Raw genomic sequence first — 11717 nt, 5'->3', positions numbered from 1 at the left:
CGTGACTAAAATCATCAAGAGTGAACAGAAGAGATCGCAGATCTTAACCGCAGCCAGCCAACTTTTTTCTGAACATGGCTTCAAGATCAATATGGATCAGATAGCCAAAGCAGCGAACGTTTCCAAGCAAACGGTCTACTCTCACTTTAAAAACAAAGACGAACTTTTCGAAACCTGCATGCAAACCAAGTGTGCGGAGCGAGAACTCAGTCCTGCTGCCTTTGATATGGATGCTGCGGTGGGTGATGAGTTGGTGAAGTTTGGTGTGAAGTTTCAGGATTTATTACTTGATGAACAATCTAGACAAACCTTTCAAAATGCCATTAGCCAAGCGAATACGCATCCAGAGATCGCCTCTATCTATTTAGAAACTGGGCCTCAGAAAACCACCAAATTACTTGCTGATTATTTGCAGTCGAAAATAGACTCTGGTGATCTCACACTGTCGACATCAAGCTCACCAGTCATTGCAGCACGCCAACTGTTGCTGATGTTTCACGGCAAATCGGCGTATTGGGGATTCTTCGGACACGATAGCGGAGAATCTGAAGAAGAAAGACTTCACTACACTCGCGAATGTGTCGCGCTGTTCTTAAACGGCAATCAGCCTCGCTAGTTTGAGCCCAACTGAATGAGGGTTAGTTAGCAGGAGCAGCTGACTCAAGAAGTAACTCATAGAAACGTTTAGCAGCAGGGCCTGTCTTGGCTCCTTTTGGTAAAGTCAGGTGCAGCGGAACGTGATACCCACTGCCATTTTCGACATTCAACACCATTAGCTTGTCACTTCCTCGACTTTCCACAATGTGCTTTGGTAGTCGACAATACCCAACTCCCTGCTCCACCGCGCCAAAGGCATGGTCGAAATTATCCACCGTAATGCGCTGACTCGACTTCAACCAGCCCACATCCTGTTTGTTGCCTTGGCTTTTAGTGCCTTGATTAGATCGTGTACCTAAATCCCTCACCACAATTTGTGGCAAAGACGACAGTTGATTCAACGACACTGAAACGGCACTTGCTAACGGATGTGAGCTAGCAACTACTGGCTCCATCATCGTAAAACCAAAGGCTTCGGCTGAGTAATTAGTAATAGGCAAGTTGATGATAGCCACATCAGCCAGTTCTTGAGTCACCATTTCCGTTGTTTTAGACAGTGACGTTTCAATCACTTGTATCGATGTGGTGTTGTTCTCCGCCAAAAATGCAGCCATCGGTTGATAAAGGCGTTCAAGGCAGCACAAATGATCCACGGCGACCACGATTTCAGATTCGACGCCTTTCGCCAGCTGTTCACTGATCAACTCTAGCTCGCGAGCTTGTTCCAACATACTGCTTGCACGGCGCAACAGTGATTTCCCATCCTCCGACAATACCGCCCTGCGACCTTCAACCTGCACTAAAGTCACGCCTAATTGGTCCTCCAATTTTCTCAAAGCATAAATCAGCGTGGTATGGCTCTTATTCAATTGCACTGCCGCCGCCTGAATGCTGCCTGCGCGGTCAATCTCGTAAAGCGTTTGCCATTGGTCTAGGGTGGTCTTCAATCTCATAGGTCTAAAATCCTGACAGTTAATGGCTATATTATGAACTTTTCTGTCTGTTTTTTACAGGTATTATCTATTTCAACAGGCAATCAAGCCTCCTATGTTTTGCGAAATGACCATGAGTCTCAGCGCAATACCAAGTAACTGTTTGGAGAAATAACCATGAAATTATTACAAGTCGATTTTGAATTTAGCGGCCCATTTGGTGAAGAGATGTCGAACGCACTCGTTGACCTAGCAAAGTCTATTAACAACGAACCGGGTATGATCTGGAAAATCTGGACAGAAAACGAAGCTGAAAAACTGGGTGGCGGCGTCTACTTATTTGAAGATCAGCTGAGTGCTGAAACCTATCTGGCGATGCACGCTGCTCGCTTAAAAGAGATGGGCGTAGCGGAAGTGCGTGGGGTGATATTTGACGTCAATCAGCCATTAACTACCATTAATAAAGGCCCAATCAACGGTTAATCAAACTTGTTCATTCGCTGAATGACAACAAAGATACTGAATAGCTAAGTCGCTAAGTCGCTAAGTCGCTAAGTAATAAATAGAGAGATACGTAATGAACAACAAAACTTTTCTTAGCCTACACGGCATTATTTACGCAGGGTTTGCCATCGCACTGTTTTTTATCCCAACGGTAATGTGGCCCATGTACGGCGTAGAAATTAATGATAAGTACGCTTATTTTCTCTCTCAGCACACCAGCATCTTCCTTGGTGGTATTGCCGCGATAAGCTGGTTATTACGAGACATTGAACCCGGCGTATCCGCTAAAAAGCTCATCCAAGGTTTGGTGGTTACGAATATGCTTGGCGCTATCATCACACTGTATGCAGCGTTTACAGGAATCTTTGTTGGCTTTGGCTGGAGCGACCCTGCGTTCTTCATTTCACTATCGGTACTCAGTGTTTTGCAGGTTCGTCGACAACGTTAGTTATTTACTTACTTAACGAGCTAGCAAGCACAAAGAACAAAGCCAAACAAAAAGGCACCGGTGAATTGCTCATCGGTGCCTTTCTTCAATCAAATGTAACTGCTCTCAAGCGCTAAGCATTAGAACTCTTATCAAGAACTAGGCTTATTGTCATGCTCCACAAAAATCAACTCGTCAGTATTGAAACCGCGCTCTTTTGACATCGCTTTGAATTTCTCCATGACCTCTGGTGCAACCTCAGGTGTTCTTGAAAGCAGCCATAAGTAATCGGTGTCTGGGCCAGAAACAAACGCATATTGGTATCCCTCTTTGTCCAATTCAAACACCACATAAGCGCCGTAGAAAGGGCCAAAGAAAGACACTTTCAAATAGCCTTGTTCAGAACCTTCAACAAAATACGCTTTGCCTTCCGCTTCGTTCCATTCACCTTCTTCAGCCGAATAGCCACGGTTAATCACCTTCACGCCGCCATCATCACGCAAGCTGTACTCAGCGCTAATGTTGTCTAAGCCACGCTCAAACGAGTGATCCAAACGAGCCACTTCGTACCATTTCCCTAAGTATCTATCCAACTCGAACTGTTGAACGGGCTTAACCGTTTCGGGCATGCCGACACAACCACCCAATAAGATCACGCTAAGCAGCAATAATATTTTTTTCATCCTAACCTCGACTTGTTTTTATTAGTAATGCGAGTAAGTCTCTTGAAAACATAAACTTACATCCTTGGTAATACGTTAAATCCATTTTTATAGTTCACTTAACTGTAATTTATTCAGAATCTTATGTGAATCGTTTAGTCTGCGAATGAATCAATGGCGTTTCATTGCTATTCGATATTGAGTCGGTGTCACCTGTTTATAGGATTTAAACTGACGATTGAAGTTAGCTTGGTTGTCGTATCCCACTTTCTCCAAGATCAAACTGACAGGCAATGACGTATTAATCAGCAAGTCGCACGCGACATTCAACCTGATTTTTTTAAGCCGTTGACTGAAGCTCTCTTTATAATGTTTTTGAAACAAGCGCCTAACGCTACTTTCACTGATATATAGGTGACTGGCTAAATCGTTAACCGAGATATCTTGAATGAAGTGATTCATTAAGAAGGCTTCGACCTTATTTAGCTTATCGCTGATCTCATCACCTTCGCAGGCCTTAAAGATCGGGTTAATCAACTGCACCACCTCTTCGTCATCAAGTAACACCGAAAACAATGAGAATAAGGTGAGTAACTGTTGGTGTGGCGGTTTCTCCATCACCCTATCTAACAATTCCGTTGCCTTCTCCGCCGAACTGGGAGAGAACTGCAATCCTTTCTTTGAATCTTCCAGCAAAGCACGCAACGGTTCGAGCTCTCGACAGCTGTCTATCAACGGCTCTATCCAGTCTTTACGAAACCAAATTACGTGCGTTTCACATATTCGCGAGTCGTCTGCGCTCTCTTCAGAATAAATAGCATGAGGCAAGTCCGGCCCAACCAAAATCATGTGATTATGAGACACATCGCTTTGATGGTGCCCAATAAAACTATGGCCAGCAAAGTGACGATGTATCGCTATCTCGTACTCTTCATGTCGGTGCCAACCATAGCTTTTACTGTTCTCGACAATTTTCTTATAGCGCCAAGACATGCCAACTCGTTGTGGCACTTTTTCCAAGTAACCTTTCATTACGATACTCAATGACCTTTTAATATTGAAAGTATACGTAACAAACCACCCAAATCAGCACATTGACTGAAAAGTATTGAACATTGCGCTGACGGTACTCTTCTCTTCGTCTCCGATAAATATACTGCAAGTGAACTTAATCAGGAGAGCAACTATGGACACTTTATTATTAAAAATTCGCGATATGATTCTTGCCACACGTCAACAGTGGATCGGCGAGATCACCTACAGTCACAATATTAAAGGTGACCACACCTGGAAATTCTATGGCTATAACTCTTATGACGAATATAAGAAAGATCTGCGTAATAGCCTAAGACAAGAGTCGTAATGAAAGGCTTATTCAAACCACAATTCATTGATTAATCGCGGTTTTTATTTGTCATTCATGTAGAGTTTCACACTTGCCACTCGCTTTCTATACTTATTAAACAGTGGAACATGGAAGACATAATAATGAATAACAAGCTCGCTCTGTCACGCACTGCATGGGTAGCATTACTCGCAAGCTTAACGGCCGTAGCTCCGGTTCTTGCACAAGCCAACACCGTTGTCCAAGCGCAAACAGCAGTTCAAAGCCAAAGTGCTGACCAGATTTTTACCAATGCCGACATATATGGGCATCGCGAGTCAGACTCGATCGTTACCCATAAAGGCAAGATCATCTTCATCGGTGACCACGCTCAGGCGCAATCTTTTCAAGGTCAGAGTACCGATGTCATCGACTTGGAGAATGCCTTTGTTTTGCCGGGGTTCATTGATAATCATAACCATGTGTTTGAAGCCGCCTCAGAGCTGGGTGGCAATTGTGGACTCGACTCAGAAGCAACATTAGAAGAACAAATTCCCTACCTAGAAGCGTGTAAGATCAATGCTGATACCGATGGCAGAGGTTGGCTAATGGGTTATGGTTTTTCTTTGGAAGCGACGCTCGACAGCGACTCTGACTACACCCCACTAGAGATCATCGACAGTATCTTCCCGGATCGCCCTGTGGTGATCATGGAGCAGACTTCACACTCAATGTGGGTCAACTCAAAGGCTCTGAAAATCGCCCGAATCAGCCAACAATCTCCAGACCCACAAGGCGGCGCCTATTTAAAAGATTCTGATAGCGGAAAACTTAACGGCATCTTATTAGACAATGCTGGCGATCAAGTGATGGAGATGGCTTGGAACAGCCAAAGCGAGCTGTTTGAGCAAAGCTACCAAGGGTTAATGTTCGGACTTGAGGAAGCGGCAGCCCACGGCATCACTACCATTGGCGACGGCCGCATGTATTGGAAACGAGGTTGGTATGACGTTTGGCTAGAGGCCGAGCAAAATCAAGACTTAACGGCGCGTGTCTCGCTACGCCCTTGGGTGTACCCATCGATGGCAATGCCTTCTCAATTAGAAGTCTTTGAAAAGATGTATTCCGACGATAAAAGCCGTCTGTTACTTGTCGATCAGGTTAAAATGTACAGCGACGGCATCTTTATCAATGGCACCGCCAAAACGCTCGCACCCTACTTAGATACCTATCTACCCCTGTCTCCTAATGGCTTGAACTATATTCCGCCAGAACAAATGAAAGAGTGGCTAACTGCGCTCGAAAAAATCGGATTTAGTGCGCACATTCATGCCATTGGTGATGGTGCCGTTCGTGAATCGCTTGATGCGATAGAAAGCATTCGCAAACAAGGTTCAACCAAGCCCTACACCCTAACCCATGTCGAATTAATCAATGATGAAGATGTGCCACGTTTTCGCCAATTAGACGTGACCGCAGATTTCCAAGTCGGCTCTGATTACGTTGCAAGGCACCAACACCAATGGGCCGAAGCTTTCCTTGGTGCTCGCCGTGCTAAAGCCATGATGAACCTCGACGCGATTCTCAAGACCGACGCGAATATCACCTTAAGCAGTGATTGGAACGTACACGACATCAACCCTTTAGTCGGCATCGCCAACAGTTTAATCATGGGTAAAACGGGCCTAACTGATATCTACACGGCTATCGACGCTTACACGATTAATGCCGCTTCTAGCTTGGGCATCGACGACATTACTGGATCTATTGAGGTAGGAAAATCAGCGGACTTCGCCATTCTCGACCGAGACATCACCACAGTGTCAGCAAGACAAATAGCCAAAACTCAGGTGTTGATGACGGTGTTGCGAGGAAATGTGGTTTATAACTCAACCATGCACGATTAGAACATGTCGGATTTAAAAACAGACAAGTAATGTACGTAACCCACTCATTTTTAAACGATCATCATTGGGGTTGCTCTACAGCATCAGCGCTTGTCTTTCTTTTCACAGAGTAGGTTATTGCCAGAATCAACATGGCAAATACTATACACAAGTAAATAGGATAAACAGGGCTAAGTGTCGACGTAAACGCAAGTAAAGATGCTACGCCGTAACCCGTGGTATGAGACATCGATAAATAGCCCGCAGCCGCGCCCGGTGCGTCGCTTTGCTTCTCGGTTGCGAATAAAGTGTAAGCAGGAACAAGCAACGCTGCGCCACCAGCTGCAAACATCATCGCAACGCCAAACACCCAAACATTGGGTATCAGGAACATCAAGAATCCCGTCACTAAGCCAAACGATCCCCAAGTGTACATAGTAAAAGGCGTCAGTTTTCTCTTCTTGATGACTAAGATTTGAGTGGCAAATGTACATGCTGCACTGATGGTCAGCAGAATGCCGATCGCGTCACTTAATTGATCCGTAGGCCAATGGGTGACCGAATAAATAAGTGGAGTAAAACTGTATTGCAGTAACGCTACTGCCGCGCATAACAACAACCCGCTAGATAAAAAAGGCAGTAATGCTTTATTCGGTAACCAAGAAGATTGTCCTCTACCTTCAATTTGTCCACTTTCCATCTTCGGTGCCGGTAATAACATCGCGCCAACTAAAGCCACACAAGGCAACAGAATCATCACCATCAGCGGTGCAAAAGGCGACAGTTTTAACACCAGAATGGAGATAAGAGGCCCAATCAATCTTCCCGCACTCAATCCGATACTGACCGAAGTTATGGCCTGAAGACGGTTATTTTTACCACACAGAAGCAACGCCCAATGCTGACTCGCGGGCACCATTCCAGAAACCGTACAACCATAGATGATCCTAGCTACCAGCAAACCGATGAAACAAACCAATAATGTCTGGCCGCTGCTACTGCTACTGCTACTGCTACTGAACATGGCGGAAAAACACAGTAGAGCAAAACTAATCGCCATTCCAACCAATGCCTGAATAACCACTTTTCTAGGGCCATGCTTATCACTGTACCTTCCCCAAAATGGAGCGGATGGCAGAAACAGTAAGCTCCCTACCGCGATAAGAATCGACCATGTTGGCAAACTAAAAGCAGATTGCTCCACTAAAAAAGGCAGTGAAACGAGTAAACCATTTTGTCCAATCCCCATAAGAGCCGAAGCAAGGCCAATAGCCATTAGTTGAAATTTTTTGTTTTGTATAACAGACATAATATCGAAGGCGCTAGATAAGGTTGGTCAGCTCGTAGTGGGCACGAGCATACTACAATGATAAGTCGATTGATTTAGCGAATAATTATCATTTTTATTTCACTGTGTTACATTAGCGGCTAGCAGCCCATAACTCAACTTCATATTGCATTATGTACACACTTACCAATGCCTCGTTCGAAATCGACGGTAAGAAGATCCTTTCGCCAACGACTTTGACCTTTGAACCAAAGAAGGTCACCACCTTGCTGGGTCATAATGGATGTGGCAAATCGACACTCATTAAACTGTTAAGTCGACAAAACACGCCAACTGAAGGTGACGTTCTCTTCAATGAGCAACCCCTCGCCTCATACAGTAACCTTGAATTTGCACACCAAGTCGCCTACCTGCCGCAGCACCCACCGATTACTGATGGCGTAACCGTTCGTGAACTGGTTTGCTTTGGCCGTTACCCATGGAAAGGCGCGTTTGGACGTTACAGCAAAGACGACTACGCCATTGTAGACGAAGCGATTGAAAAGGTTGGGCTTAACGCCTTTTCTGACCGATTTGTCGCAACGCTTTCTGGCGGAGAAAGACAAAGAGCTTGGGTCGCAATGCTACTTGCTCAGCAAAGCCAATGTATTTTGCTTGATGAACCGACTTCAGCACTCGATGTGGCACACCAACATGAATTACTTGCTTTAATCAGAGAGCTTAATCAGTCACTCGGCTTAACCGTGATCATGGTGCTTCATGATGTCAACATGGCCGCCAAATTCAGTGACCATTTGATTGCGCTTCATTCTGGAAAAGTGATTGCCTCCGGTTCGCCTAAAGATTTGATGACACCAGAAACACTGATGCAAATCTACGGAATGGAACTTGCGCTCTTTAAGCACCCTGAGACAGGGCAACCTATCAGCTACATCCCTTAAATAAAAAGGTACCTGTTGTGAAAAAGTTCATCACCATGCTGTTCACGGTATTAGCTTTCAATGCCATTGTTATAGAGAACGCTCACGCACTAGAAATCAAACATGAAATGGGCAGTGCCTCTTTCGATGCAACACCTAAAAAAGTGGTGGCTTTAGATTGGGCACTCACCGAAACCGTATTGAGCCTAGGCGTTGAGTTGCAAGGTGTCGCAGACGCACAAGGTTATCAACAGTGGGTAGTGAAACCCGAACTGAACTCAAACGTGACCGATGTTGGGTCTCGACGCGAACCAAACCTAGAACTGCTGACGGAGCTAAAACCCGATGTCATTTTAATCAGTGAACATATGGCGGCGGCATACCATCAACTGAATAAAATCGCACCGGTATTGGTTTACAGTATCTACAGTAAAAAAAAGCAGCCGCTTGAATCAGCAACAAACATCACTTTATCTTTGGGCAAGCTGTTCGACAAAGAACAACGCGCCCAACAAGTGATTGATGAGACAAGCAACAGATTAAGCGATAACGGTGAAAAAGTCCGTGCCGCTGGCAACTCAGACAAACCGCTGATCTTTGCGCGCTTTATCAACGACAAAACGTTACGCATTCATAGCCAAGGTTCATTAGCACAAGCCACCATCAGCAGCATGGGTCTGAAAAACGATTGGCAAGAGCAGACCAACCTCTGGGGTTTTAGCACCACAGGTACTGAAAGGCTCGCGGAACACCAACAGGCGAATGTGATGATCTTTGGCCCACTGACGGAAGAAGAGCGTAAGCAACTGACTCAATCTCCTCTTTGGCAAGCAATGGCGTTTACGCGCACAGACTCCGTTTACGAACTTCCTACTATCTGGACCTTCGGTGGGCTAATCGCCGCTCAAAGGTTCAGTGACAACATTACAGAACTGCTTACCCAAAAATAATGGCTACCATCAAGCTCGAAAAAACCGTCACAGGACGATTGAATATCAAGGCAGCTTTGCTATCTATCGCTGCTATTTTATTGATCAGCTCGCTACTGCAAATTACCGCTCCTTACTCTCAAGGGGTTGGCTTGATTTGGGATACGCTGTTTCACTTTGATTCTTCAAACTATCAGCATCTGATTACTCACCTCACCTATTTACCTAGGCTTGCCGTCGCTCTCATTTGTGGCTTCGCACTGGCAGTGGCTGGGTGTGTGATGCAATTTGTACTGCGTAACCCCATCGCCTCACCTACCACATTGGGTGTTGCTGCGGGCGCAGAACTCGGCATGGTGTTGGGAATCCTTTTAATACCTGCCAACCTAGCGATCCCGGGGTTTATTCCCGCTTTCATTGGGGGCTGCCTTGCAACAGGCCTAGTCTTTACCTTAAGTTGTGCACGAGGCTTTTCGCCATTACACATGGTGTTAGCCGGTATGGTTGTCAGCCTGTTTTTAGGCTCACTCAACACCATGTTGCTCATGTTGCATGAACAACGACTTACCAGTATTTTTGTTTGGGGCGCCGGTGTACTGAATCAGAATGACTGGTCGAGCGTGCAGATCTTACTTCCGCTAGTCTCTATACCGACTTTGTTATTGCTGGTTTTACAACGCCCACTATCAGCGCTGCAATTCGGTGACAATGTTGCGACATCACTTGGTGTCAACATCAAACAAATCAAATTGCTTTGCTTATCATTGGCCATTTTTATAACCGCAGCCGTGGTCAGTGAAGTGGGCTTAATCGGATTCGTTGGCATTGTGGCTCCTGCTATCGCTAGGCTTCTCGGTGTAAGAGCACTGGCGAAACAGATTCTAGTCAGTGGGTTGGTGGGTAGCTTCATTCTATTAATTGTGGACTTAGTGATTCAGCCATTCTCCGGCTTTGGTGGCGAACTGCTCCCTACTGGCGCAATGACGGCGCTGCTTGGTGCTCCCTTCTTATTGTGGTTACTGCAGCGCACTAAGCTGCAGTCCGACCTCAAAAATCGCAGTGAAACCATTGAGCACTACAAATTCGTCAGTACGCGTAAAGTACTGACCGTGATGTCAGTGCTGTTGATGGTAATGTGTGTTCTTGCCCTTACAGTAGGTAAAAACCAGTTCGGTTGGAATGTTGAACTCAACCCATCGCTATTCGATCTGCGTATACCTCGTGTGTTGGTTGCGTTATTAGCCGGTATCGGGCTTGCGTTTGCAGGCACAATTATTCAACGTATCTCAAACAACCCGATGGCGAGCCCCGAAGTATTGGGGATCAGCTCAGGGGCTGCTCTGGCGTTAGTGCTCGGCACACTATTTGGCACAGCTGTCAGCCGAGAAGAGCAAATGCTGCTCGGCACGCTAGGCGCGACGTCGGTGACGGCATTGGTTTGGTTGATGGGTAGAAAACACAATTTCGCCCCAACGCAAACCTTGTTAACGGGCATCGCGCTAAGTGCGGGGCTCGACGCTCTACTGCGCATCACAATGAGCTCGGGCAATGAGAATGCAACCGCGCTCCTCACTTGGCTTTCAGGCTCGACTTATTTAGTCGCTAATCAAGATGTTATTTTGCTCGCCGTTGGTGTTGCCATCGTAAGTGCAGTGGCGCTGTCTTTGAATCGCTGGATTGAGCTGATTAACTTAGGTGACGTCACCACAAGCAGCCTAGGTATGAACACAACCGCTGTTCGATTGGCTTTGCTTTTGCTAGTCGCGGCACTAACAACTCTGTGCACCATCGTAATTGGGCCATTGAGTTTCATTGGATTATTGGCGCCACACATGGCGCGTTCGCTTCATCAATATCGCGCGATTCCTCAAATGCTCACTGCAGCATTATTAGGCGCTATTATCATGGTTGCTGCCGACTGGATTGGCCGAACATTATGGTTCCCATGGCAATTCCCTGCGGGGTTATTAGCCTCTCTGCTTGGTGGCGGTTACTTCCTCTATCTAATGAGAAAATAGGCGCAATTTATAAGTCACTTTACCCGCGGCTCCCCCGTTTGAAGTCAAGGCTTTAAGCGGGGCTCCCTTCTAGCCCCCTAATTAACACACTTGCCAACAGACTTATCAATAACCAACAAACTATTCAATTACCGACAAACCGTTCAATTACCAACAAACTTATCAGCATTGTCTTTTGGTTACAGAAACACAATTTATGGTATTTAAACCTTTTTGTGTTTACCATGAAA

The 11717-nt window shown here is 45.8% G+C and carries 12 protein-coding genes; 8 read left to right on the top strand and 4 right to left on the bottom strand.

Annotated elements, in window-relative coordinates:
• Position 1: 1 nt before the first annotated feature.
• A complete protein-coding gene (locus tag L3V36_RS00155) occupies positions 2 to 616 on the top strand; it encodes a TetR/AcrR family transcriptional regulator (RefSeq protein WP_004736309.1) in 615 nt (204 codons plus the stop codon).
• A gap of 22 nt (positions 617 to 638) precedes the next feature.
• Here L3V36_RS00155 and L3V36_RS00150 read toward each other — a convergent pair whose 3' ends face one another.
• Entirely contained in the window at positions 639 to 1550 is a 912-nt protein-coding gene (locus tag L3V36_RS00150) for a LysR family transcriptional regulator (RefSeq protein ID WP_208773951.1), read from the bottom strand.
• Positions 1551 to 1706: 156 nt separating this feature from the next.
• Between L3V36_RS00150 and L3V36_RS00145 the strand changes: the two genes are divergently transcribed.
• Complete coding sequence (locus L3V36_RS00145; RefSeq protein ID WP_017089138.1) at positions 1707 to 2012, top strand: monooxygenase; 306 nt, start codon at positions 1707 to 1709, stop codon at positions 2010 to 2012.
• A 94-nt stretch (positions 2013 to 2106) separates the two neighbouring features.
• A complete protein-coding gene (locus tag L3V36_RS00140) occupies positions 2107 to 2481 on the top strand; it encodes a hypothetical protein (RefSeq protein ID WP_017086126.1) in 375 nt (124 codons plus the stop codon).
• Between the two features lie 131 nt (positions 2482 to 2612).
• Here the strand turns inward: L3V36_RS00140 and L3V36_RS00135 are convergent, their stop codons facing one another.
• Positions 2613 to 3143: a lipocalin family protein gene (locus L3V36_RS00135; RefSeq protein WP_102446112.1), complete on the bottom strand. Its 531-nt coding sequence runs from the start codon at positions 3141 to 3143 to the stop codon at positions 2613 to 2615.
• A 150-nt stretch (positions 3144 to 3293) separates the two neighbouring features.
• Positions 3294 to 4154 carry an AraC family transcriptional regulator gene (locus L3V36_RS00130; protein ID WP_208773949.1) on the bottom strand — a complete coding sequence of 287 codons (861 nt, stop codon included), beginning with the start codon at positions 4152 to 4154 and terminating at the stop codon, positions 3294 to 3296.
• Positions 4155 to 4308: 154 nt separating this feature from the next.
• Between L3V36_RS00130 and L3V36_RS00125 the strand changes: the two genes are divergently transcribed.
• The gene (locus L3V36_RS00125) at positions 4309 to 4485 is read left to right on the top strand and encodes a hypothetical protein (RefSeq protein ID WP_019826761.1); all 177 of its coding nucleotides are present in this window, start codon (positions 4309 to 4311) and stop codon (positions 4483 to 4485) included.
• Positions 4486 to 4610: 125 nt separating this feature from the next.
• Positions 4611 to 6353 (top strand): amidohydrolase, encoded by a 1743-nt coding sequence (locus tag L3V36_RS00120; protein WP_208773947.1) that lies wholly within the window; start codon positions 4611 to 4613, stop codon positions 6351 to 6353.
• 61 nt (positions 6354 to 6414) lie between these two features.
• Here the strand turns inward: L3V36_RS00120 and L3V36_RS00115 are convergent, their stop codons facing one another.
• Entirely contained in the window at positions 6415 to 7641 is a 1227-nt protein-coding gene (locus L3V36_RS00115; RefSeq protein WP_108121552.1) for an MFS transporter, read from the bottom strand.
• Between the two features lie 152 nt (positions 7642 to 7793).
• Here L3V36_RS00115 and L3V36_RS00110 point away from each other — a divergent pair, with 152 nt between their 5' ends.
• Genes L3V36_RS00110 through fhuB form a run of 3 tightly spaced genes read left to right on the top strand, consistent with a single transcriptional unit; the run spans position 7794 to position 11487 of the window.
• Positions 7794 to 8561, top strand: coding sequence for an ATP-binding cassette domain-containing protein (locus L3V36_RS00110; RefSeq protein ID WP_004736319.1), 768 nt, complete (start codon positions 7794 to 7796; stop codon positions 8559 to 8561).
• Between the two features lie 17 nt (positions 8562 to 8578).
• A complete protein-coding gene (locus L3V36_RS00105; RefSeq protein ID WP_004736320.1) occupies positions 8579 to 9490 on the top strand; it encodes an iron-siderophore ABC transporter substrate-binding protein in 912 nt (303 codons plus the stop codon).
• Positions 9490 to 11487: a Fe(3+)-hydroxamate ABC transporter permease FhuB gene (gene fhuB, locus L3V36_RS00100; protein ID WP_208773945.1), complete on the top strand. Its 1998-nt coding sequence runs from the start codon at positions 9490 to 9492 to the stop codon at positions 11485 to 11487. Before L3V36_RS00105 ends, fhuB begins: the two co-directional genes overlap by 1 nt.
• The last annotated feature ends 230 nt before the right edge of the window (positions 11488 to 11717 follow it).

Origin of the sequence: Vibrio sp. G-C-1 (assembly GCF_021728015.1) — a bacterium.
Taxonomy (GTDB): Bacteria; Pseudomonadota; Gammaproteobacteria; order Enterobacterales; family Vibrionaceae; genus Vibrio; species Vibrio splendidus.
The sequence above is the reverse complement of the archived record's forward strand: the minus strand, read 5'-3'. Positions and strand labels throughout refer to the sequence as shown.